General features: G+C 57.2%; 27 protein-coding genes and 1 pseudogene. 11 read left to right on the forward strand and 17 right to left on the reverse strand.

The annotated features are described in order from the left end of the window. Positions 1-352 precede the first annotated feature (352 nt). From AC1DK3_RS18750 to nuoI, 3 genes are all read right to left on the reverse strand, one after another. On the reverse strand, positions 353-1,006 hold the full coding sequence (locus tag AC1DK3_RS18750; protein WP_477194002.1) for a class I SAM-dependent methyltransferase: 654 nt from the start codon (positions 1,004-1,006) through the stop codon (positions 353-355). Between the two features lie 153 nt (positions 1,007-1,159). After that, the gene (fdxA, locus tag AC1DK3_RS18755; protein WP_477193765.1) at positions 1,160-1,498 is read right to left on the reverse strand and encodes a ferredoxin FdxA; all 339 of its coding nucleotides are present in this window, start codon (positions 1,496-1,498) and stop codon (positions 1,160-1,162) included. An 87-nt stretch (positions 1,499-1,585) separates the two neighbouring features. Then, entirely contained in the window at positions 1,586-2,077 is a 492-nt protein-coding gene (nuoI, locus tag AC1DK3_RS18760; protein ID WP_477193766.1) for an NADH-quinone oxidoreductase subunit NuoI, read from the reverse strand. 238 nt (positions 2,078-2,315) lie between these two features. On the opposite strand from nuoI, the gene AC1DK3_RS18765 reads away from it, so the two are divergent. Then, positions 2,316-2,606: a GYD domain-containing protein gene (locus tag AC1DK3_RS18765; RefSeq protein WP_477193767.1), complete on the forward strand. Its 291-nt coding sequence runs from the start codon at positions 2,316-2,318 to the stop codon at positions 2,604-2,606. 637 nt (positions 2,607-3,243) lie between these two features. On the opposite strand, the gene AC1DK3_RS18770 is transcribed toward AC1DK3_RS18765, so the two are convergent. Next, positions 3,244-3,717: an aminoacyl-tRNA deacylase gene (locus tag AC1DK3_RS18770; RefSeq protein ID WP_477193768.1), complete on the reverse strand. Its 474-nt coding sequence runs from the start codon at positions 3,715-3,717 to the stop codon at positions 3,244-3,246. A gap of 404 nt (positions 3,718-4,121) precedes the next feature. Further along, positions 4,122-4,343 carry a hypothetical protein gene (locus AC1DK3_RS18775; protein ID WP_477193769.1) on the reverse strand — a complete coding sequence of 74 codons (222 nt, stop codon included), beginning with the start codon at positions 4,341-4,343 and terminating at the stop codon, positions 4,122-4,124. Between the two features lie 135 nt (positions 4,344-4,478). On the opposite strand from AC1DK3_RS18775, the gene AC1DK3_RS18780 reads away from it, so the two are divergent. Beyond that, a complete protein-coding gene (locus tag AC1DK3_RS18780; RefSeq protein WP_477193770.1) occupies positions 4,479-4,823 on the forward strand; it encodes a DUF6197 family protein in 345 nt (114 codons plus the stop codon). Here the strand turns inward: AC1DK3_RS18780 and AC1DK3_RS18785 are convergent. After that, positions 4,813-5,094 (reverse strand): annotated as a pseudogene (locus tag AC1DK3_RS18785) (acetoacetate--CoA ligase); the annotation flags it as partial. The gene AC1DK3_RS18780 and the pseudogene AC1DK3_RS18785 sit on opposite strands and share 11 nt — an antisense overlap. Before the next feature lie 191 nt (positions 5,095-5,285). On the opposite strand from AC1DK3_RS18785, the gene AC1DK3_RS18790 reads away from it, so the two are divergent. The 3 genes from AC1DK3_RS18790 (at position 5,286) to AC1DK3_RS18800 (ending at position 6,575) form a co-directional block, all read left to right on the forward strand. Next, positions 5,286-5,645, forward strand: a complete 360-nt coding sequence (locus AC1DK3_RS18790; RefSeq protein ID WP_477193771.1) for a hypothetical protein — start codon at positions 5,286-5,288, stop codon at positions 5,643-5,645. Between the two features lie 197 nt (positions 5,646-5,842). Beyond that, complete coding sequence (locus AC1DK3_RS18795; protein ID WP_477193772.1) at positions 5,843-6,136, forward strand: antibiotic biosynthesis monooxygenase; 294 nt, start codon at positions 5,843-5,845, stop codon at positions 6,134-6,136. Positions 6,137-6,290: 154 nt separating this feature from the next. Continuing rightward, positions 6,291-6,575 carry a Rieske (2Fe-2S) protein gene (locus tag AC1DK3_RS18800; protein ID WP_477193773.1) on the forward strand — a complete coding sequence of 95 codons (285 nt, stop codon included), beginning with the start codon at positions 6,291-6,293 and terminating at the stop codon, positions 6,573-6,575. 469 nt (positions 6,576-7,044) lie between these two features. On the opposite strand, the gene AC1DK3_RS18805 is transcribed toward AC1DK3_RS18800, so the two are convergent. Beyond that, positions 7,045-7,338: a hypothetical protein gene (locus tag AC1DK3_RS18805; protein WP_477193774.1), complete on the reverse strand. Its 294-nt coding sequence runs from the start codon at positions 7,336-7,338 to the stop codon at positions 7,045-7,047. A gap of 474 nt (positions 7,339-7,812) precedes the next feature. On the opposite strand from AC1DK3_RS18805, the gene AC1DK3_RS18810 reads away from it, so the two are divergent. Then, on the forward strand, positions 7,813-8,775 hold the full coding sequence (locus AC1DK3_RS18810; RefSeq protein ID WP_477193775.1) for a DUF1236 domain-containing protein: 963 nt from the start codon (positions 7,813-7,815) through the stop codon (positions 8,773-8,775). Between the two features lie 378 nt (positions 8,776-9,153). Here the strand turns inward: AC1DK3_RS18810 and AC1DK3_RS18815 are convergent, their stop codons facing one another. Together AC1DK3_RS18815 and AC1DK3_RS18820 are read right to left on the reverse strand one after the other, a co-directional pair. Further along, a complete protein-coding gene (locus AC1DK3_RS18815; protein ID WP_477193776.1) occupies positions 9,154-9,459 on the reverse strand; it encodes a hypothetical protein in 306 nt (101 codons plus the stop codon). Between the two features lie 139 nt (positions 9,460-9,598). Further along, positions 9,599-9,838, reverse strand: a complete 240-nt coding sequence (locus AC1DK3_RS18820) for a hypothetical protein (RefSeq protein WP_477193777.1) — start codon at positions 9,836-9,838, stop codon at positions 9,599-9,601. Positions 9,839-10,246: 408 nt separating this feature from the next. Here AC1DK3_RS18820 and AC1DK3_RS18825 point away from each other — a divergent pair, with 408 nt between their 5' ends. After that, positions 10,247-12,154, forward strand: a complete 1,908-nt coding sequence (locus tag AC1DK3_RS18825) for a hybrid sensor histidine kinase/response regulator (RefSeq protein ID WP_477194003.1) — start codon at positions 10,247-10,249, stop codon at positions 12,152-12,154. A gap of 659 nt (positions 12,155-12,813) precedes the next feature. On the opposite strand, the gene AC1DK3_RS18830 is transcribed toward AC1DK3_RS18825, so the two are convergent. Further along, on the reverse strand, positions 12,814-13,308 hold the full coding sequence (locus tag AC1DK3_RS18830; protein ID WP_477193778.1) for a hypothetical protein: 495 nt from the start codon (positions 13,306-13,308) through the stop codon (positions 12,814-12,816). 110 nt (positions 13,309-13,418) lie between these two features. On the opposite strand from AC1DK3_RS18830, the gene AC1DK3_RS18835 reads away from it, so the two are divergent. Then, positions 13,419-13,715 (forward strand): response regulator, encoded by a 297-nt coding sequence (locus AC1DK3_RS18835; RefSeq protein ID WP_477193779.1) that lies wholly within the window; start codon positions 13,419-13,421, stop codon positions 13,713-13,715. Between the two features lie 292 nt (positions 13,716-14,007). Here AC1DK3_RS18835 and AC1DK3_RS18840 read toward each other — a convergent pair whose 3' ends face one another. Together AC1DK3_RS18840 and AC1DK3_RS18845 are read right to left on the reverse strand one after the other, a co-directional pair. Beyond that, positions 14,008-15,171: a sensor histidine kinase gene (locus AC1DK3_RS18840; protein ID WP_477193780.1), complete on the reverse strand. Its 1,164-nt coding sequence runs from the start codon at positions 15,169-15,171 to the stop codon at positions 14,008-14,010. Between the two features lie 184 nt (positions 15,172-15,355). Next, positions 15,356-15,619 (reverse strand): hypothetical protein, encoded by a 264-nt coding sequence (locus tag AC1DK3_RS18845; RefSeq protein WP_477193781.1) that lies wholly within the window; start codon positions 15,617-15,619, stop codon positions 15,356-15,358. A gap of 106 nt (positions 15,620-15,725) precedes the next feature. On the opposite strand from AC1DK3_RS18845, the gene AC1DK3_RS18850 reads away from it, so the two are divergent. Continuing rightward, positions 15,726-16,007, forward strand: a complete 282-nt coding sequence (locus AC1DK3_RS18850) for an SOS response-associated peptidase family protein (RefSeq protein ID WP_477194004.1) — start codon at positions 15,726-15,728, stop codon at positions 16,005-16,007. Between the two features lie 368 nt (positions 16,008-16,375). On the opposite strand, the gene AC1DK3_RS18855 is transcribed toward AC1DK3_RS18850, so the two are convergent. Further along, entirely contained in the window at positions 16,376-16,936 is a 561-nt protein-coding gene (locus AC1DK3_RS18855; protein WP_477193782.1) for a LabA-like NYN domain-containing protein, read from the reverse strand. A gap of 286 nt (positions 16,937-17,222) precedes the next feature. On the opposite strand from AC1DK3_RS18855, the gene AC1DK3_RS18860 reads away from it, so the two are divergent. After that, a complete protein-coding gene (locus AC1DK3_RS18860; protein WP_477193783.1) occupies positions 17,223-17,375 on the forward strand; it encodes a hypothetical protein in 153 nt (50 codons plus the stop codon). A gap of 86 nt (positions 17,376-17,461) precedes the next feature. Here AC1DK3_RS18860 and AC1DK3_RS18865 read toward each other — a convergent pair whose 3' ends face one another. The 4 genes from AC1DK3_RS18865 to AC1DK3_RS18880 all read right to left on the reverse strand — a co-directional run bounded on the left by AC1DK3_RS18865 (position 17,462) and on the right by AC1DK3_RS18880 (position 19,924). Then, positions 17,462-17,878, reverse strand: coding sequence for an ATP-dependent DNA ligase (locus AC1DK3_RS18865; RefSeq protein WP_477194005.1), 417 nt, complete (start codon positions 17,876-17,878; stop codon positions 17,462-17,464). After that, positions 17,868-18,050, reverse strand: a complete 183-nt coding sequence (locus AC1DK3_RS18870) for an ATP-dependent DNA ligase (RefSeq protein WP_477193784.1) — start codon at positions 18,048-18,050, stop codon at positions 17,868-17,870. Before AC1DK3_RS18870 ends, AC1DK3_RS18865 begins: the two co-directional genes overlap by 11 nt. Positions 18,051-18,164: 114 nt before the next feature. Then, positions 18,165-18,350, reverse strand: a complete 186-nt coding sequence (locus AC1DK3_RS18875; RefSeq protein ID WP_477193785.1) for a hypothetical protein — start codon at positions 18,348-18,350, stop codon at positions 18,165-18,167. Positions 18,351-18,967: 617 nt separating this feature from the next. Further along, positions 18,968-19,924: a hypothetical protein gene (locus tag AC1DK3_RS18880; protein ID WP_477193786.1), complete on the reverse strand. Its 957-nt coding sequence runs from the start codon at positions 19,922-19,924 to the stop codon at positions 18,968-18,970. Between the two features lie 1,222 nt (positions 19,925-21,146). Here AC1DK3_RS18880 and AC1DK3_RS18885 point away from each other — a divergent pair. Further along, complete coding sequence (locus AC1DK3_RS18885; RefSeq protein ID WP_477193787.1) at positions 21,147-22,208, forward strand: NADH:flavin oxidoreductase/NADH oxidase; 1,062 nt, start codon at positions 21,147-21,149, stop codon at positions 22,206-22,208. The last annotated feature ends 111 nt before the right edge of the window (positions 22,209-22,319 follow it).

The following is a 22,319-nucleotide window of genomic DNA, read 5'->3' on the forward strand; positions in this document are numbered from 1 at the left end:
GACCAATTCGGGGTTGCGTTGCGATTGATGTAAAACGATTGAGTGCCCGTGACCACTCTTGACGCTCGATGAGCGCTCGTGACGACATGGAAGTGTAAAACCCCATTGATTTCAGTCGAAATCACGTTGTCACTTAATCAACGGGTCCACGGTTCGAGCCCGTGATCACCCACCAATACTTTGCAACGGCAGCACTATTTTCCAAGTCCGTTTTGCATTTGCAGCTGACTATCAAATTTTCGATCACGAGATGTCAGTTCTTCATCTGAAATCAGACGGGATCAACTTCGCCGTGGATGTCAGCTGTGGGCCATAACCGGACCCCCGTTGCATTGCGTGTGCGAATTGAACGTCAGCCTGTCGGCACCGCGACGCCCCTGCAAAGATACCCGACCGAGCGCGGCACGCCGCCAAGGTAGTAGTGATCAACCTCTGGCAGCCGAAAGCCGGCTTTTTCAAAGGTCAACGCGACAGGTCGATTTAGATTGCAGCCGACGGCGAGCCGCTTCCATATTGGGTTGAGCCGATGCTGCCACGCTGAGACCTTCTCATTGTGTGCCAGCCCATGTTCCAAGAACAGCACGCGGCCTGTCGGCTTAAGAACACGCCGTAGCTCTGCAAGAACGCGCATGGGGTCTTCGACGGAGCACAGCGTGTAGGTGACGACCGCCGTGTCTATCGAAGCGTCGGATAGCGGCAATGCCTCGGCAGGCGCCTCGATAATCTCCAAGGGCACCGGAGACGTCGCGTGCCGCCCGGAGCCGATACGAAGAAAATCCGAGCCGGGATCGACGCCTATCACGCGTTTCACACGGCCCGGATCGTAGAGCGGCAAGTTGAGACCCGGGCCAATCCCAATCTCGAGCACTACGCCTGACGCGTAAGGTACGACCTTCAAGCGTTCGGCGGTAATGTCTTGCATTGAGCAGAGGCAGCTTACGAAGCGCGGACCGATGTATCGAGCGTAAAGACCCATGACTTCCTCCTTGAATAAATGGAGTTGGATCCGCTTAAAGAACCTCTTTCTGTGGAAGTGTTCCGCCGGTTACAAGTCCGCTAGGGGTGATAGGCAGTCGTTTTGTGGAACACGCGCCGGCACAACGTATTGGAACGCTGTGGGAGATGTTTCTGTCCCCCACTCGCGCGCAAGCGATTGAGCTCAGTCGCCCACACCCGGATTGGGAGAAAAGTACTTGTCGAATTTCCCCGTCTCGGCCCAGTAGACGCGGGCGTCCTTGGGCATGTCCTTCTTGACCGTTATATTTGGCCACTTCTGCGCGTACTCGTGGTTGAGTGCCAGCCACTTTTCGAGGCCAGGTTCGCTATCCGCCTTGATGGCGTCGACGGGGCACTCGGGCTCGCACACTCCGAAGTCGATGCACTCCTGCGGGTGGATGACGAGCATGTTTTCCCCCTCATAGAAGCAGTCGACCGGGCACACCGCGACGCAATCAGTGGTCTTGCACTTGATGCACTTCTCATCGACGACGTAGGTCATAGTGCGTTCCGTTTTAAAGGGCAGGCGGGAGAGTTACTGTCGCTATCGCCACAACTAGGTCGCGGCAGGGCCCCGTTCCCGCGTCGTCTATTTGTAGGGCGCATCTAGCTCCAGGTTCTTCGCAATCTCGCGCTCCCAGCGGTCCCCATTGTCGAGCAGTCGCTGCTTGTCATAGAAGAGCTCCTCTCGCGTCTCCGTCGCAAATTCAAAGTTCGGACCCTCGACGATGGCATCGACCGGACACGCTTCTTGGCAAAGCCCGCAGTAGATGCACTTGGTCATGTCGATATCGTAGCGCGTAGCGCGCCGCGTGCCGTCGTTGCGGCGGGGGCCGGCTTCAATCGTGATCGCCAACGCCGGACAGATCGCCTCGCACAGCTTGCACGCTATGCAGCGTTCCTCCCCGTTGGGATAGCGCCTGAGGGCGTGCTCACCGCGAAAGCGAGGCGACAGCGGCCCCTTCTCGAAGGGATAGTTGAGTGTCTTCTTCGGCGCGAGGAAATAGCGCATGGATAGGAAGAACGCCGAGACGAACTCGGTGAGGAAGAGAGACTTGATACCCCGTCCGATCGAGGTCATGCGACGAGCCCTTGCAAATCGCATCTGCGCCTCAGTCAGTTTACGCCTTTTCCGTCAACTCAAGTGGATTAAAACACGAATGTGATTGGCGCTTATGTGTGCGGATCCCCACATCCGGAGCGCCATTTTGGTCGCGACATAGCCCGCGCCAGCGTGTCGATCATGGCGCCGTTTGCTGCCCAACGCTGTCGAATGCTCCGCGATCGATCCGCCGCGACAGGATTGAGAGGAGGCTCCAATGGCAACGTATATCGTGTTTGGGAACTTCACCGAGCAAGGCATTCGCAACGCAAAGGATTCGCCCAAAAGGAAGGAAGAATTCAAGGAAATGGCGAAGCAGCTGGGAGTGACGGTGAAGGATCTGTACTGGACTCTCGGACGATTCGACATCGTCCTCATTCTTGAGGCGCAGGATGATACGGTGGCTGCCGAGCTCGGCCTAAAACTTGGCAAGCTGGGCAATGTCCGCACGGAAACAATGCGGGCTTTTGGGCCCACCGAAGTGACCAAGCTACTTGACAAGATCTAACCATCGCGATCCCGTGCGGTTCGCCAACTGCGAGTCCGCCCTGACGCTGGCCGTACGGGTTCTGCGGTAGATCTTGAAACTGCAATGCGAGGCAGTCCAGGTGTCGTCCCGCCATCGCCGATCGAAACCAAGTCGATGACCTTCTCATATTTTGGCGTCGGGGCGCAGATCACCCTCGTCGATATGATCTCCCGGACTGTGGTTGTGGGGCGATGTTCGACCTTTTAATACAATTTTTTGGGCGTAATCCCGCTCGGTTATGATGCCGACGAGATCGCCGTCGGCGAGAGTACGACTAGGGCCCCGACATCATGCTCCGCCATGATCTCGAGTGCAGCGAGCAGACAAGCGTCTCGTTCGACGCAATAGACGTCGTGGCCCTTGCGATTGAGCGCATCCCTTAAAGTTGCTCTGTCGCGTTACCTTTCGGCAGTCCAGATGCGTCCTCGCGACAACGGCCGTCTGGCGACACTCCGCCCAGTGCCCTGTCGCAATTACCCTGGCCGGCAGTCGCTGACAGATACGGCGCGTATGCGTGAGCAGGCCGCCCGCTCAAGGCGTGCATTATTGATCGGATGGCAACCCGTGCAGCAAAGCCGCCGTCAAGGAGGCGGCCACTACTCCGATCCAAGTGTCCTCAATGGTTGCGCGCGCCAATGGGGGCGTGCGGTACGTCAGCCATCAACCGGTGAAACTCGCGGCCATTCAGACGCACCAGAGTGCGATGGTCCCCGCTCTCGAAGTAAATATCATCGAACCCTTCGAGGCTGTCATCCATCACAGCCTGCAGTCCGTAGGCGCCCGCGACCGGTGGAATAGCGCCAAGTGCGCAATCCTTGAATACAGTTGCGACCTCAGCTTCGCTCGCCAAGCCTACCGGCTGCTGCAACCACATGCCGAGCGCGTCGAGGCTCACGTGGCAGGAGGTCGGAACGATCGCTAAGATGTAGGCGTCGTTACGACGTATAAGTACGCCTTTGGCGAGATTGTCCTCTGCGATGCCGCCGGCTTCAGCCGTCGCTGAAGAACGCTTCGTAGGCTCGTGTGTCATCACGTCATAACGGACGTCACGGCCGTCGAGATACTTTTGGAGTGATGGTGCGATACTCAAGGCATACCTCGCTTTCCGACCTTAGTTAGTCAGTCACTTTCGACCGGCGAAAAGGGCCGCCTCCGCGAACACAGCGTATTGGCTGCCCGCTAACGCCTTTTTGCCGGAAACGATTTCGGCGGGTGTGCGCTCACATGCCCTGCCGGTGCAAAGTGCAGCCCCTTGGGCGGTGCGTGGGCCGTTGCGGGCGTGGGCGTCAAGGTCGGAGGCGCCATTGGAATGGCCGTCCGCGACTTCTGAGCCATCTCTTTGGGGGGCTGTTAGCACAGCACCGCCTCGCTTGGTGCCCCACGCCCAGCCGATAGCCGACTCTATTCCGATCACTGTGCGATGTATATTATTTAACCTCCGAACTTGGACTGACGCTCGACTGACGCACGACCCTAAGTCGGTTTCGGCCGGTTCTATTCGGCAAGATAGTTCTCAGCTTCTTCCAGCGAGAAGGAGTAGGGATGTGTGCGGCTGTGCGAACGGATAGGCCCGCCAAATTCTGGATCGACAACCAAGTATCGACCGCGATCCTGGCCGTGGCTCGCCTTAAAAATCGCAAGCCCCTTGCGCGCCGCACCGCGACGCAGGCGGCGCTCACGAGCCGAGAGCAAATCCTTCTGAGCCATCGTCTTCACTTTCTCTCTTTCCCAGCGAAGTGAATAGGCGTCATTGGCAACTGTTCTGCTCGACGACAAGAAACGTGGATGTAAGTACTGGGCGCGACGAGTTAAGTTCAGCAAAGAAGGGGGAGATTGAACGCGAGAATTGCCATGTCGAAGCCGATTAAAGTTCAGATACTGAAGAGGGCCCGAGCCCTGATTGAGGACCAACGGCGTTGGTGTCGGGGCGACCTCGGGCGGGACGCGATGGATGTTTCGGTCGGCCCAACAGACTGCAACGCTGAGAGACGTTGTGCCTTGGGCGCTCTTGTGTCGGCGGCTTATGAATTCACCAACGATCTTCATCTGGCGCACGAGCTTGCCATGACAGCAATGAGGCCCTTCGTCGGAGCCACCGCGCTCACGCACATCAACGACACTGAAGGTCACGCTGCCGTACTCACTCTCTTCGACATCGCCATCGAGCGAGATCACGAAGGTCGGACTAACACCTGAGCTCTTCGAGCCCACGGAACAGTTTCAGCGCTTCGGGCTTGGCAAGCACCATTTTGTTCTTCACCTCGCGGTCCATGATAACATCGTGCACGGCAAGCTCAGTGATCCTGCCGCATTTGGTGCGCGGGATGTCAGCCACGGAGATAATCTTGGCTGTAACATGCCGTGGAGAGGTGCCTTCGCGAATCTGCCCAAGCAAAGCGTCATCGAATGCCACGCCCTGCTTCAGGACGACGAGTAGTACAATGCGGACGTCCCCGTTCACCTCCTGTCGACTTGGCGGTAGATCTTGGGTGGAGAGAGTGAAGCCGTTCTTTTGTCGGCTTTGGGCGCGTAGCTGACGTCGGAAATTGGAAGAGTCGACTATCCCGATGTCGGCTGTCATGTAGCAAGGAACTCGCCCCTAAAAATCGCGTTGACAAGCACCGGCGCTGAGAATGCCCGGTTCTGGAGGAAAAACCCATGCACACGATTGGAAAATTTAGAACCGCCTTCCTCACGGCGGCTGTCGCTCTTTCTATGATGGCAGCGGCGGCCTTCGCCGCCAGCGAGTTTGTGGGCACCTGGAAGGTTAAGGATACGGGCGGTAAGGCCTTTGAGATCACGCTCACGAGCGACGGATCTGCTAAGGCCAATCGCACCGGTGATGGCATGACGGGCACTTGGAAGGAGGAAGGCTCGGCGGCAGTGATAACGTGGGACACGGGCTGGACCACGAAAATCGCGAAGAACGGCAACAAGTATACAAAGAGTGCTTTTAAGAAGGGCGAGCCGGTGGATGGCAAGCCGACTAATACCTCGATTGCCGAAAAGGTAAAGTAAGCACACTGGGCCGGGACGAACCCGCTTTATCCAACAGATCGTACACGAAATCCGAGAAGCCTTGCTGATCGCTACCGCAGGGAAGATAATGAATGTCCGCCCACAAAACCGGCGCGGTGACGGTCGTCGCCTGCCGTTAGACGGTCAGCGTCATTGACGCAAAACGCTTCGGGCGCGGCGAAAAAAGGAGGTCCCCCATGTATGCGGGAATTCGCCAAGCCAAGGCAAAGTCTGGCGCCGCCGAAAAGTTGGCGAGTAAGATCAAGGAAGGTGCGATCCCCATCATCAGCAACGTTCCAGGATTCAAAGCCTACTACGTCGTCTACGCGCCGGATGACACGGTGACGGCGGTCAGCATATTCGACGACTACACATCGGCTGAGGAAGCTAACAAGCGGGCGCTCGCGTGGATCGAGGCGGAGCTCGCCCCGTTTCTCGCCGGCCCTGCGACCGCAGTGGCCGGGCCCGTAATTGTACACACGATCGCGTGAGTGCAACACATACGGTCGCCCAACTTGGAAAGAGCGCGCCAGGCGGCGGGAGCTGTTTGCGCAGCGCTCGACCAGGATTGCCAACATTCAGCACTAGCATGGGATGGGGCACATCTGTTCGCAAAGGAGGAGAAACACAAGAGAGGCAAAGGCCATGAGCGAATTTGTGAAAGTCGCAACGATAAACGAGATTGGGCCGGGGCAAATCCGATTAGTTACCGCAAAGGGCAGAGACATTGCGCTATTCAATCTCGACGGTGAGTTCTTCGCGCTCGACAATCTCTGTACGCATGACGACGGGCCATTGGCCGAGGGAGAGATCTCGGGTCACGAGATCATCTGTCCGTTCCATGGAGAGGTTCTTGGTCAGCCGGCTTACGAAGCGGTTACGCACTACGACGCGCGGGTGACGGGAGTCGACGTCGAGGTCGCTGTGTAGCGACTGCCATGGAACAACTCGTCAGCAGGCAATCAATCCTCACGCTACCGACGCCCGAGTCCGCTTTGGGTCAGGAACAGACGTGGTGTGAGGAGTTGTCGAAGTCCTGCTTATCCCTCCTTAGCGAAACCCATTGGAGATTTTGTAAAACGGGCGAAGCCTGTGATCACTCCTCTGAGGCTCGATTAGGCTAGAAGGGCAACCATCCGGCAACCACCGCTTTGATCGATTGGCGCGATCCGAATGTTGGCTCGGCCTACCAAAGTTTTTCTGCTTACATTCGTCGACGGCATCGGTGGTCGACGTGGGGCACGTTTGAACGAGCGTCGGCTTCTGGCGAAGAATCTTAAGGGCTCTAACGAACCCCGGTTTCTGAGCAGACGTCGGCAATCGCCCTCTTCGCAAACTGACATCAATCTGCTGCTAGCTGTTTAGCTGCTGAAGCTCTCAGCATATTGGAGTTGAACGGTCATTGGGCAGAAAGGTCGATAAGCCTAAGACCATGTCGATCGATGTCCGCGATGTATTCCCGATGCCACACGTCCCAATCGCGCGGCATCTCCGTTACGGCTGAGCGGTTGTGAATGAGGGTGAGGGGACGCGCGCCGCGGTCCATGTTTCCGATGCCGGCTCGCGACCAGATCAGCCCTGAAACACGCTCGAAATAAGGGTGCAGGAAGGCCGTGCGCTGGATGGGCTCTCCCGCTCGTTGGATCTGTTCATCCCTGTGAAAGCCGTGACCGGCAATTTGCATGTTGTCCATGTTGGATAAACGTCATGAGCAAACGGGACGATTTCAAATACGGGGGCCCTGGCCGACGGCAGTCCATCTCTATGTTCGCCGTCCGCCGTTGGTTGGACTACCCGCCCGAATGCACAACATAGCCTTGTATACCGCGCTCTCTGATCCGTCCCAAATCGCAAACGTATATAGCTGGATCGAAAAACGTGCCGGGGCCGATGGATCCGCCCTCGCAAAAGCTCAGCGAAGCTTTGCAATTCGTATCATCGTGACAACCCAAAGCTTGGAACGCGTCACGGCCTGACGTTGTCGCGGACTGGCACTGATCCAAGTCCGTGCGGCAAGTTTCCGAAGCTCGAATGTTTAGGCCAGGTAAGGCCGAAGCAACACTAACGAGACACACAATTCTCGCAAGCCTCATCGGCCAATTCTCTCGATCCGAACACGTCGACATTTGATCGCTCAACCGTCGCTAAGCCGACTGAGTTGCTCGCCATGGGAAATTTTTCGCCTGCCCAATGCGGAGACCATAAATGCGACGACAACAATCCGTTTTCGTGTGGCTGTGATGCGAAGCAACGCGAACGCCGTTGTGCAAATGAACAAATTTTCCGGCTAACGCCAAGTGGAACGGGGGATGCCTGGTTTCTGTTTGAACACTCGGACGCGGGAGAGCAAAACAAGGAGAAGGTCGATGTTGAAATATTCTATCGCAGTCACAGCACTGATCCCGCGAGTTCACTCGCGGTCGCCGATCAGATGGAGCGCGACGACAAAGGGGCAAGCTCCAATGCGAACTCTGCGGCTGAACACGCCCCCGGCCAGATGAAGGAAAGTGGATCGGCCAAAGACTTCGCGCCCGGACAAAGAAAAGAGGAAGGAGGTTCGGCAAAGGAAGTATCACCAGGACATCTCAAGGACAATGCCGCTTCGCGGTCGGATGATAAAGGCGGTTTGGACAGGAACTCGGAAAATTCTGAAGGCCTAAAGAATAAAGGTTCCGATCGCCATTCCGAAGGCGGTACCGACCGTAATTTGAAAGCCGATAAATCTGATCATAACGCGAAGAATGATCGGCTGGAACAATCAGGCAAGATGAAAAAGGACGAGCAGTCGCGAAGCGAAACTCGGAATGGCAATAATTCAACGGGCGCGAGCGAAGGTAGTGAAGGGCGTTCCGGAGGAAAAGGTTCTGTCACCGGCGTCACTGAGGAACAGAGGACGCGCGTAAAATCCGTCTTCATCCAACATCATGTTGAACCGGCAAGAGGCCTCAACGTTTCTGTCAACGTGGGCGTCGCTCTGCCTCATTCGGTTCATCTGTATCCGGTTCCAGAGGACATCGTAATGATTGTTCCGGAGTATCGCGGATACAGGTACATTTTGCTGGAGGATAACCGGGTTGCAATCGTCGATCCCGATACCTTCGAAGTCGTCGACATCATCGTTATCGCATAGCCAAAAGGAGAGACCTCTATGAACCTTTTGTCGAAGAGCGTGATGGCCGCCGCGAGCATGGTAGCTTTGACCGCGACCACCGTTTCCGCGGAGATCGTTTGCAATGATGAGGGCGATTGCTGCACGTGCGAGAAAGGCATGCCTATCGTCCGGAGTTCGGCGTGAAAGTGTACCCGGATGATTGGCGGTGGTCCGAAAGTGAGGGAAAGCGCTATAGGTGGCGCGAGCACGAGGGGCGCGGTTACTGGCGTAACGGTATCTGGATCGAGTTCTAAACTTCGGTTTGGCTGGCGGCTTCGCTTTTTCGTGCGGGGCCGCCAGTCATTCGCTGGGGGGGAGATGTAGCCGATCGGCCGGGGCGGTGGTTAATGACGTCCCTCAACGGCTCTTCACGCTGCGGTCTGAATATTCCGTCGGTCCGGTCTTTTTCCTCGACGACGAATGGAGACCAGTTCCAACAGGTCGGACTTCGCCGGTGACGCCCAACTGGGGAAATATTGCGTGGATTTCGTGGATCGCGCTCTCGAGATGATCAATGACCTTGAGAGCGCTTGAGCGCATTGCAAAGATGCGGGGACTCGGACAGTTGGCCGTCTCGGCCAAAAACTGTTTCCGGTTCTCTATCGCGCGGAGGTTCTCGATGAGCGCTTGCTTCGCAATTTCCAGTTCTTTAGCAGTCGTCATGGCTTGATGCCCAGGAGTTAGAAAATACAGCGGCCGAGTCTTAAAATTTTATCTTAGAAATGGAGACCGCCCTTGCGCCGCTGCTTTCGCTTTGTCCCAGCTGGTTATCGGTCAATGAAGCTGTCGTCCGATGTGCTATTCACCGATTGTGGCGCGTGTTTTTCACTCTGGGACGAACCGCTTTGACGTTTTCGTTGGCTTCAAGGGGCCGGGCGCTTCGTTTCAGCTGGTCCTTTAGGTCGACAGGGCGGCCATGCTTCTTGAGGAGGTCGCGAAACGCTTCGTCGGCAAGCTCTTGAAAGTCGCGCATGCTGTCGGCGGCAAGCAGGCGAACGGCGTCCCAAGTCTCATCATCGAATTGCACCCGCTTGCCCGGCATCGTCTCCCCGCTACTTCAGTTTTCGGCCCGCCCGCCTGCCACCGGCGGCCAGCTTTTGCGACGTCATACTTAGGTCGCTGGCCGTGCCGGTGGGCGGCTTTTGTTTCCTACCGGGCGTCGCGTCGTGGATAGAATTGGCTTCAGCAAAAATTGCGGCCCGACAGCGAGAGCCTGTTAACCGCTTTGAAGCCGGACTGGTTCTCTTTATCCACGACCAAAGCGGCCTCCGGTCTTCGAGGAACGACTTGAGCCCTCGCGTGGTTTCGTCGTGATCCAAAACAAAAGATGTTGTTACCAACACTTCCCGGGGCAGAGTGGGCGACAACAAAGCTAGCTAAGGTTGGAGTAGATTTGTTGGAAAGCGATGAAAGGCATCTCCTGACACAAACCGTCGACGGCCGGTACAGGATGCTGGTCGAGGGGATAACTGATTACGCAATCTATTTGCTCGACGCTGCTGGCCTGGTAACGAGTTGGAATCGCGGCGCAGAGCGGTTCAAGGGCTACAGCGAGGCCGAGATCATCGGACACCATTTCTCTCGCTTTTATACTGATGAAGACAAGGCGATTGATCTCCCCGGCACAGCTTTGCGCACGGCGCGGGAAGAAGGTCGGTTCGAACGAGAGGGCTGGCGCGTACGGAAAGACGGCACGCGCTTCTGGGCGCACGTGGTGATCGATCCGATCCGCGATTCACAAGGCAAACTCGTTGGCTATGCAAAAATAACCCGTGACCTTTCCGAGCGCCGCCGCGCAGAGGAGCAGCTGCGCCAGAGTCAGGAACAATTTCGACTTCTTGTGGAAGGGGTCACTGATTATGCGCTCTACCTGCTCGACTTGACTGGACATGTGAGCAGCTGGAACGCGGGTGCTGAGCGCATCAAGGGATATTCGCGGGATGAGATTATCGGTCACCACTTCTCTCGGTTCTATACAGAAGAAGAACGCGAAGCCGGAGTTCCCACCAAAGGCTTGCAAGAGGCCGCTGCCAATGGCCGTTGGGAAACGGAAGGTTGGCGAGTGCGCAAGGACGGCAGCAGATTCTGGGCTCACGTGGTCATCGACGCGATCCGCAACGATAACGGCGAGCTTGTAGGGTTTGCTAAAATCACGCGCGATGTAACGGAGAGAAAGAAGGCGGAAGAAAAGTTGGAAGAGGCCCGCAAGGCGCTCTTTCAATCGCAGAAGATGGAAGCTGTTGGCCAGCTGACGGGCGGCGTTGCTCATGACTTCAACAACCTGCTTACCGTCATCATCGGCGGACTGGACACGATAGCGCGTAGCCAACCAACCGATATGGTTCGTATCAAGCGGGCCTTGCAAATGGCGCGGCATGCCGCCGACAGGGCAGCGAGCCTTACTTCTCGTCTCCTTGCGTTTTCCCGTAAGCAGGCTCTGGAGCCGACCCCGAGCGATCTCAACACCGTGGTTCGCGAGATGGCCGACCTGCTCCACCGAACGCTAGGAGAGCAGATCGAGCTGGAAAGGATTTTATCGCCACGAGTTTGGACAGTGGAGGTCGACCAAAACCAGCTGGAAACTGCCGTCTTGAACCTCGCTATTAATGCGCGAGATGCCATGCCGTCTGGCGGAAAGCTCACGATCGAGACGCAGAACACCTTTCTCGACGAAACCTATGTCGCCAGAGATGCGGAGGTGCGTCCTGGCCAGTACGTTATGATTGCGGTCAGCGACACGGGTTCAGGGATGTCAAAGTCGACGCTCGCTCGCGTTTTCGAACCGTTCTTCACGACGAAAGAGCTAGGCCGCGGGACAGGGCTTGGCCTAAGCATGGTCTACGGTTTTGTGAAGCAGTCCGGCGGTCACGTCACAATCTACAGCGAGGAAGGTCAAGGAACCACGGTCAAACTGTACTTCCCGCGTCACTTCGCGAGTGCGGATCAGACGGATGCGAAAGTTGACAAGGTCGAAGCCCCGTCGGCCAGCGGTGATGAAGTAGTGCTTGTTGTTGAGGATGACCCTGAGGTCCGCGCCTTCAGCGTTACGAGCCTCGTCGAACTTGGTTATGGCGTGCTCGAAGTGRCCGACGCCGACGCCGCGCTGTCAATTTTGCAGTCGAGCCAACGTGTCGACCTCCTTTTCACCGACGTCATCCTACCAGGTCGCAGTGGAAGAAGCCTCGCAGATGAGACGGCGATAGCCAGGCCCGGTTTGAAGATCCTATTCACCACGGGTTACTCTCGCAACGCCATCGTGCATCATGGCCGCCTCGACGCAGGTGTACGGCTCCTGCAGAAACCGTTCACCTTTGATCAGCTCGCGAGCCGCATACGGCAAGTGCTGGACGAAGCTTAGACGGGAAGACAACACCCAACCAGCCTGCTGCAACTACGCGTGCAAGATCGTGACGCGTGACGTGGCGAGGTCTATTCGCCCATTGTCGGGCGCCGATGCGGAAGGGAGGAATGATGCCGCTGAAGCAGCCGCAATCAGACGGCTACCACTGTCTCTTCAATGGCCTTGCCGCTACCGCCGCCGGCTACGCTGCATCAGTCTGATGATCAGCAAACACCTGGCGGTCGGTATTGTCACACACCGAACACCATAGGCGTCAGTCCCTATCGGTCCGAAGCGAGAACCGCGATCGCTTCGAGCTAGAGGAGTTCCTGCGATCCGCGCCGGATCGCTTCGAATGACCTAATGGCGAATGCCGCTAGCTCTTCGGCGTCCAGTCCGGATACGTTCCCGGCAGATACTACGATGGTCGCGAGGAGTTCTCTGGAGCGCGCTGTATCTGCTGGTTCGACGCCTGAACCTACTGACGCCCAGGCAGCTTTAAAAGCGTATTGGAGGCGATTTACATCGTCCGGGTTAAATGCCCCGGTTTGAAGAATTCTGCGCGCTCGCATTGCTAGTCCCGGTAATTGAACGAGAAAAACTTCCCGAACCGCGCTGCCTTGTCAACATAGTCGGATCGCTACACTCCAGGCCTGCGAGCCCTGAGGCTATCATCATTATCGAAGCTTCCGTAGCGCAGCCTTGATGGCCTCGGCTTCGCTGTCAAAGCGCCGGACAAGCCCGCAATCGATCACCTCGGAACCATCGATGTGCGCGATCCAGAAGTCGCCGTGGTGCTCGATTCTGATCCGGGCGTCGTCTGAAATCAGAGGCGAGCGGTGCACGCTCACGCGGTAACTTTGAAACCGCACGCCGTCCACGGTCAGCCAATGATAGAGGGGGTGCAGCGTCGGCCATTTTGCCATCACGGCTGGAGCACCTGGCGCTGGGATCAGCTCGCGCATCGGCATGGGGGTCTCGAAGCCTAGACGTCGTTCGTCGATGCGTGCCGCTGTGAGTGCCTTCGCGATCCGCCGGGCGGCGCTGTAGCCTTCGATGACGAAAGAGCTTTTCGTTACGACGTCATTGAGGACGATCTCCTCAACGATGCGGGCGGCAGCGTCGCGATCTCTGGCGTTTGGGCAGTCGTCGTCGTCCATATAAATGCGCAAGAACCCGGCCTCTTGATCAAATGACAGGCGAGAACATAGCAAGAACGACTTCTTGTCGGCAACCCGCCGCTGCGCTACATCCACATAATGTGCAATGATACGATTCTTGGTTGCCGAGGCTTTACGGCGGATGGCTCGTTCACGAAGCCCACACGGGCGAGGGGGCCCTCTACCTGTTCCAGGCCAATCACGTTGACATCGTTTTCACGGACATTGAACTCGGGGGAACGTTGAACGGCTGGGAGATCGCTGAGAGGTTTCGCGTGACGCACCCGGGGCTGGGCGTCATTTATACGTCCGGCAGGGATCCAGACGAGTCCAGGAAAGTCACAAAATCCGTGTTCTTTGAAGAGCCCTACGATACCTCGAAGATCGTGGCAGAGTGTCACCGTCTCACGTCGTGGTGAGCATGACTGGACGCGGATGCACAGCTTCCCCGGTACACGCTTTGGCGATCGGACTTCGAGTCGGTCCGATGCGATAGTCGAGGGAAGCGCGCTCGATTGTGACCATTTTCTCCCGGAGGAGCTTTTAGCGAGTTTTGCTCTTCCTCGACTAGGGCGAGCACCACGTACTGAAATTCGACCGTGCCTTCGCCAGGGAATGCCTCGTGCCTGTCTCGCCTCAGCGTTTGAATTTTGTGCGGCGACCGCGAAGTAGGGCCACCGCTTATTCCGATTCGCGCGCCCGTTGGCGCGTTCAACGTACTACGACGGCAACGGCGTCAAGAGGCACGACGAGCCGATAAATGAGCCCGGATGGATGATACGCAAGGTCGACGCGGCCGTTGAGTTGTGCGCCTAGAGACTCCATCATGCGTGTTCCAAAACTTCGCCGGGTCGGTGCAACCACTGCGGGCCCGCCCTTTTCGATCCAGGAAAACCGGAGACGCGCATCTTCCGCGTCAATCGACCAATCAATGGCTACGCGACCGGTGGGTGCAGAAAGAGCGCCGAATTTGGTGGTGTTGGTACATAGCTCATTCAGCGTCATTGCAAGCGAAATTACCGCCGCTGAATTTATTAAAATATCGGGTCCTTCTATGGAAATGCGTCCCATGCCCTTGTCGAAAGGCTCGGTCGCTTTGCTAATGGTGCTGGCGAGACTTGAACTGGCCCACTGGACCTGTAGCAGTAAGTCGTGGGCGCGCCCGAGAGCGGCGAGCCGGCCTTCGATAGCTTTTTGCGCATATGTGATGCTGGTCGCGGTGCGCAGGCTTTGAGAGGTTATCGCACTAACGGTTGCGATCGTGTTTTTGATGCGATGATGGAGTTCACCTACAATTAGGTTTTGTAGGTTGTCCGATGCTTCCCGCTCGCGCGCCTCAATGCCGGCCTTATCAAGAAGGGATCGTGTATCGATTTCGGCTTGCTCAAGAAGTAGCCGCAACGTGCTGTTCTCGGCCGCCAACGCTTCAGCATCGAACGCATGTAAACCCAAAGATTCATCCGGGAGTTCGACGCGGGGAATTATTTTCAGCGCCCCGACTCCGATCATGTCCTGAAGCTCGGCGATCATATGCTCGCCCTCAAGCGGTTTGCCGAAGAACCTACTCTCTGCGGGTGTCTCGCTTTCTGTCGGCGTGATTTGTCCCGACACCAAAATGATCTTTATGGCAGGCCAACGGTCATGAACCGCGTGAGCCAGCTTCAGACCATCCATCGTACCCGGCATTTGGATGTCGGAGAACAGCAGAGAAATATCGGAGCGTTCCTCAAGAATTCGGAGCGCCTCATCCGCATTGACCGCCTCCACGGCTACGAAGCCAGCGTCTTCGACGATGTTCACCGCGCGCATGCGCAGCACCATCTCGTCTTCGACAACCAGCACGGTTGTCGACGCTGCGGCGGGATCTACTGACATTTAGCCTCCGATAGCCAACGGATGGATGGCGTGTGCCTCCACGCTCGCGAAGCTTGATGGAACTGGGGGGTGTTGTCCTGCCAGTGTCAATTCACTTCGCGTTTTGCGTGAAATTTTGCAGACCTCCCGGCCGCTACTGGCGATGCGGTTTCAGTGTCTCGCGACCGTGACCCTTCTCTCGCACTTATTTGGCGATCGAATACGACCAAGATTTCGGAAAAGGCTCGGCCGGACGAGCAGCGACATTCTCGAACATCGTGGGTTTCGATACCTCTTTGAGGATCGCGATCGCCGTCGTTGCAGAGAACCCGAGCGAGAGAATTACGGTGAGTGTAGCCACAGTGACCAAGGAGATATAAGCAAAATAATCTGTGAAGAGAGCGATGGAGAGGGTGTCAAGCCGCAATACTTGAGTGGAGAGCGCTCGAACCGAAATTTGTTGTGTCATTGAGAGTCCCCGCAGGTCCCACGAGCACATGCCCTGCTATTGAAGCAACGTGAGAGTACCTCTGTTTGTTCCGAACCGACGCAGACGAGCAGAGTAGGCGTCCCGGATCTGGCAGCGGTGGAAAGGACCGGTGAAGAAGGACGGCCCGAACGTCGAGCTGGACGTCTACTCATGCATGACAACCGCGCCGAACGTTCTCACGGACTCGATCAACCACGAGCGCATGCCGGTACTGCTCAGCGAGGAAGCTGAATTCGAGACTTGGCTCTCGGGGTCACGGGCGGAGGCGTTCGCGCTCGCGCGAAGCTTGGATCCAGCCGCCATGCGTATCGTGCAGTCAGGGTTCGAGAAGAAGGACTTGCTGGAGGCATCCGAGCATTTCTCATAGCTTAGATGTAGTCGGCCAACTGTCGTTGAACTGTGGATAACCGATGAGGATAGTCCCGATGGCCAATAGAGTACCAGAGGTACCGTGCCAGGGTTTCCGCTGGGCGCCTCGTGCGGCGGCAATTTTCAGCTTAATCCATTTTCTTGGGGCCATAGCGGTCCGCCCAATTTGTTTAGAGTGATTGCGCAATTAGAAGCCCCCGGCGCTGCAGCACCGGGGGTTTCGTTTGTTGGGGACTTGTGGTCAAGCCATAGCAAATCGGGCTGTAACCGATCTCTTCGGCCCGGCCCCTGCGAAGGATTGGGTGAAGTGAAAAACGGAGAGATGGCGCGCTGCAATCCACGATCGCTTCGAGCTTCTCACAAGCACTAGGAAATGCGTTCGCCCGAAGCGTTCCGCGTATTCGTTTTTCTCGCAACTCGATCCTCAAGGTCGGCGAGATCAATAAAGTAATCGGCTTGGCGACGGAGTTCGTCGGCGACCATGGGCGGCTGTGTTTGAAGCGTCGAGACGACGCTGACCCGCTTGCCCTTCTGCTGAAGCGCAGCGATCAGGCTGCGGAATTCACCGTCTCCCGAAAAAATGACGACGTGATCGAGGTAGTCTGACAGACACATGGCATCGACGGCCAGCTCCATATCCATGTTGCCTTTGATTTTCCGGCGACCGGTCGCGTCGGTGAATTCTTTCGTTGGCTTCGTCACGACCGAGAAGCCGTTGTAGTCCAGCCAATCGATGAGGGGTCGAATGGCCGAATGTTCCTGGTCTTCGTAAATGGCAATGTAGTAAAGGGCCCGGACGAATCGACCGGTGCTTTTGAACACCATCAGGAGCGCCTTGAAGTCGATGTCAAAGCCTAGGGCTTTGCTAGTCGAGTAGAGGTTGGCCCCGTCGATAAAGAGCGCGACCCGTTCATTGGGATGGAACATCGCGATCTCCCGCTGAGCGAATGTGAGAGATCTAACAATTCAAAAATCTGCAGACAATGGGGTCGAATTCGAATTTGATGAGCACTCGGCGACTGCAATTCGAATTGCGAGCGTAGTTTTAGGACCGCTCGTGGGTTAAGGTCGACGGCGACCTCCAGAGCAGCACCGGCATGCCCTCGTGGTTGATCGAGTATGTGAAAGAAAGACTTGCTGGCTGCCTAGCGAACGGGCGTTGCGGATCACAAGCCCGAGTACTGAGAGATCACGGCCTGTACCGAGAGATCGCGTGGGCCTTCAGCTTCTTAAGCTCGAACTCACCGGTTTGAGAACCGTCCAACAGGGCAATGGCGACTTGATCCTTACCGCGCACTTCATCTTCATTGAGGTGAAGCTCTGCGCAAGTGATATCGAACGCCTCATCAGGATGTCGAGCTGCTGAGGGGTGTAAACGCTAGCGGGAAATTTCATGACGATAACTCGGGACCAGCGATTGCCTAATCTCCTGTTATCACACGCAATCGGTGATTAGAGCTTCTGAAGCATCTGCCAGCGGTCCCGGTCCGCAGCCCGCCAGCTCGCGGTCTTGATCTTCAACCAATCTCGCGTCTTTCCAGATCGATAAGCGGAATCGCGCCGCTTCGAGACCACGCCCTCGAGTTTGATCGTCTCGCCGGCCGCCAGCAGCCGTCCCGCGTCCGCGAACTCCCCTGAGAACTGCAGACGCTCATCGTCCGCCTGGTTCACGAGATCGTTCAGGATGTCTTTGCGCTGGGAGAGCGGCATAGGGGTAATCCGGACGCCGTCGAGATACAGCAGGTCGAATGCCCACAAGCACAGAGCCGGGGCTTTGTTGCCGAGTTCCATCAATGTTTTAAAGCAGGGGAGGGCATCCGTTCCGCACGCGATGAGTTCGCAGTCGATGATCGCCGATTTAGCCGGGATGCCCGATCGTGCTCCGGAGCGCGCGAAATCGCTTCGTCAGGTCGACACCGTTGCGGCTGTAGAGGGTGGCCGAGCCGTTGTCGATATGAACCTGAGCGCGATAGCCGTCGAGCTTGGCCTCGTGGAGCCATTCCGAGCCGGTCGGCAGCCTGGCCGCCACGGTCGGCAGCATTGGGGGGATGAAAGGGTTTTTGCGCAGCACAGCGGGTAACTAAGAAGGGGCCAATCCAATATGAAGCAGCAGATCAACGATCTGCCGCAGCGCCGAACGAGCTGCTTACTGAATTCATTTTTCTTTGCGCACGCCCTTGTAAGGCGTTTCGGCGGGCGCCTTCTTCTGATCCATAAACTGTCCAGTCTCTTTGCTGCGCTTTGTCCAGGTATCTTCGCCCTCGATCTTCGTTTGCAGCTGCGAGCGTTTTCGCACCGCACCCTTCCTCGCGTTGTCGCCGGTGGGCTTGTTGACCGCCATTTCGCATCTCCTTTGATGGTTCGATGGAGCAATGCGCACAAGCGTCGTAACGTTCCGGGATGATTAGTTATCTAGCGCATTAAAGTTGGCGCAAAACGAGAGTAAGGCGTCGCAGTGCTTTGCACCACGACGCCAGATTCACGACGTCAACTTCACCACCTCTCTGAAAAGGTGAAGCTGGGTCGTCGGGCCCTGCATGTCGGGATATGCAGCGCCAAAGTCGCGGTCAGGGTCGCGCTGGGGGGAGTGGTTCCCTGCCGCGCATTGATTACTTCGTTCACTGAATATGGTTCCTGAACAGAAATGGTAATGGAAACAAGAGTTGCTCAAAGTGCAATGGGCCTCGAACTAGTCTCTGGACTATCGTCCGCGCCATGGCAATATAGGTAACGGGTGCTCGCTATTTAGGGCGGTCTTTGCGACTTAAAACCAATTGCTCGGGGCCATGGCGAACCGCCCAGCTTTTCGAAGCAAAAAAAAGCCCCCGGTGCTGGCAAGCACCGAGGGCTCAAAGGCTCTAAGCTTTCAAAGCAATCGACAGACGCCGATGCCGCTGACGTCCAACTGGTGTTCGATTTCCTGCCATCGTTTGCTGGCCTCGCCCTCTGTCACCGACATCAGGTTGGCAAGTTCTCGATTGCTGGAAACTGAACCGCCGTCGACTTCTGGGCCCTAACGACGGGATGTTGCCGGAAATCGACTACGTTTGCCGGCGACGGAACGGGCTTTTTTCGTTTGCCGGGCTTTGGTGGCGTGGGCTCCGGCAATTCACCGGAAAACATGGCAACCAAAGGGTGCGTCTCGGCAACTGAAAGTGTAGCAGCCTTGAGCGCGGCAAACCTTGCCTCAGGGTCTTCTTCGGCAACTGATGGCCCATCGGACTGTATGTCGATTTTCTCGACCTCCCGGGAGATCGGAGAAATCGACATTGGCGAAGCGTGGCCACGACGCGCACTGGCAAAGGCAGCCCAAGCGAGGGGAGAACTGATCTCGAGGCCTAGGCCAAGGAACAGGTTCGTCATTGCCTGGATGCTGTCGATGCCATTGAGCTTCATGAAGAGCCCGAAGAACCAAGCAATGGTAGACGCCTGAGCGCCAGCCGATGCCGGTTTGCCTTCCGCGATGACTTCCTCGGCAACGTCGAGCTTTGCCCTGAGATCGGCAGCTTCCTGAGCCTTTGAAATCAACGCAGAGGCGTCGATCCAAGGCTGACATGCAACGCGGTTCGCTTCGACCTGACGCGGCCCGTTGCTGGCAGGTGCGAGCACCGTGCAGCCCTGAGTGCGCTTCGCGATCGACGCGTCGACCTTGGCCAAGAGAGAGGACGCCTTGGCAGCGGCCTCGTCGGCAGTCGGCAGCTTCCCGAGCTCTTCAAGCCGGGCCTCAGCCTTAGTGCGCGTGCGTTCGGCGCTGTCATAGCGTTCGATCGCCTTGGCCTTAGGGTCAGATGCTTCCTGTTTGCCGGATGACGCCGCGCCTATCGCCGCCAGACACGAGATCAGGAGAGCGATGAGCGAGAGGATGCCGGCAGCCAGTCGGCCGTATTCGCCACGTGCGGCCCACGCGTAGGACATCGCGCCGTCTTTTGACGATCGCGAAGCCCAGGAAGGCTACCGCAAGACCCCAGCCTCCCTGCGAGAATCCGTACGTGCCATTGAACCAGAGAACGGCACCGGTAAGAAAAGCGGCGCCGATCCCGACAATCAAAGAGTGGTGTTGAGTGTCCGCCGGAAGGCTTGTGGCCCCCGTGCGCTGGGGTGTATTGATAGCCATGTGAAGTTTCCGTCCTGGAATCTCACGCGCGGCCTGCCGCCTGATGTCTCACCATCAGGGATTACGGTGGGCCGTTTGCATGAGGAAGGTTTCTAGTCTCGTCGTTCACGCGCCAACGATGCGCGCCGGTGCGATCGCTCTTTCGGGGCGGCGATGCAGGCCCGTCGTGAAAATGTGAGAAATGTGGTCCGAGCAGAAGCGGTTTGATCGATTTATGGAGCGCCCAAGCGCTGGGTCGTGAAGCCGGCCTCAAGGCGAGGCAGAATGCGGCTGTGGTCTCTTAAGGCCGGATGTCATCCGGCGACGGGCATAGGTGCCCGTTTCGACCTTTATCGTGCGATGAGGAGGGGGCTGAGAGCGTATTGGCCGTGGGGCCCGACAGCCTCGGCTCCGTTCGGAGCGGTGAAGATGTCGAGGGTTGTCTCGGAGAGATCAGGTCTTTGCAGTTGAAGGTATGTCGCAGTCCGCGCGGAAACCTTGAAGAGAAAGATGCCGTCGGTATCGCGATAACGAAGCGCGTAGATGTCATCGACTTTGAAAGTGCCTTGGAGCGTCTTCGTCGAGGACCCGTTGAACGTCTTCCTTCAGGAGGTAGACAGAGACGGCGAGCAGCACCAGATCCTTCAGACAGTAAAAAAGTTGTGCCCGTGCGGACTGTGGGAAGACCAAGGAGCCGCAGCAAGAAATCGCAGCGGCTTATGGATCGGACATCGTTCAGTCGGGCAATTCGAATTGATTATGCGCGGTGTTGGTCGGGTCCCGACTGCGCGAATGGCTCCTTGGTGGCGCAGGCGTTCAGCGCCAAGCTCCGGTTCCGCTTGTGATCGCGCACTAGCGACAGGCCCGCAAGAATTGACGACCGTCATGGCAAAGCCCGTTTGTTCGCCGCTGTTGGCAGATCGATTTCTCATCTGAAACTGAGTGACCGAAAAGGTGAGTTCTATGGATCAGCACGTCACGAATTTGGGGCGAAGCGGACAAACTGATAGCAGGCACGATCTTGAGGTCGCGGAGGTCAATTTATTGACCCCCTTGACCCTTCGTAAGGTCACCATTCGCAACCGCATCGCCGTAGCACCGATGTGCCAATATTCAGCCAAGGATGGATTCGCCAACGACTGGCACCTCGTGCACTTGGGCAGTCGGGCTGTTGGCGGCGCAGGTCTTGTCATGGTCGAGGCGACCGCCGTCTTGCCCGAGGGCCGCATCACGCCAGGCGACGTCGGGCTTTGGAGCGACGAACGCATCGAGCCGCTGGCGCGAATTGCAAGATTCCTGAAGTATCAGAGCGCCGTGCCAGCCATTCAACTTGCCCACGCCGGTCGCAAGGCAAGTTGCGAGCCGCCGTGGAAGGGCGGGCGCCCGATCCAACCCGATGAAGGTGGCTGGGCGGTTGTTGGCCCGAGTGCTCTTCCCTTCGATGAGAAGAGCCCTGTTCCCATCCCGCTCGATCAGCGCGGAATTGACGATGTGATTGGCGCCTTCGAGGCGGCTGCCCGCCGTGCCCTCAAGGCCGGCTTTGAAGTCATCGAAATCCATTCGGCTCATGGCTATCTGCTGCACGAATTTCTGTCCCCCATCAGCAATCACAGGACGGACGAGTATGGAGGTAGCCGCGAGAACCGGATGCGTCTGCTCTTGCAAATCACCGAGCGATTGCGAAACATGATCCCCGATGAGCTTCCTCTCTTCGTGCGGATCTCTGCAACGGATTGGGTGGCCGGTGGATGGGACATCGATGATTCCGTTGCGCTCTCCAAGAAGCTCGCGGCGATGGGTGTCGATCTCGTTGACGTCTCTTCGGGCGGAACCACGGCGACGGCACCAGTCCCGCTGCACCGCGGTTACCAGGTGCCATTCGCCCGCCGCATTCGCCACGAAGCCGAAGTCAACACCGGAGCTGTGGGGCTGATCACCGACGCGGAATTCGCCGACGAAATCGTAACCGGAGGAGATGCTGATCTCGTTCTCATAGCTCGTGAGTTCTTGCGCGAACCCTATTGGGCACTTATCGCCGAGCAAAAGCTCGACAATCCGCCGGAATGGCCAATCCAATACGGCTATGCGATACGCCGCCGAATCTAACGGGTGAAGACGTAAAGCTTGAGTGAGTTGCCGTCGATCGATGAGGCTTGCGTTTCGTCGTTTGATCTACCTAGTGGGGCAGAGATCTCAGCGGGGGAATAAAGGCATCGC

The organism is Hyphomicrobium sp. 01T421, assembly GCF_056398805.1.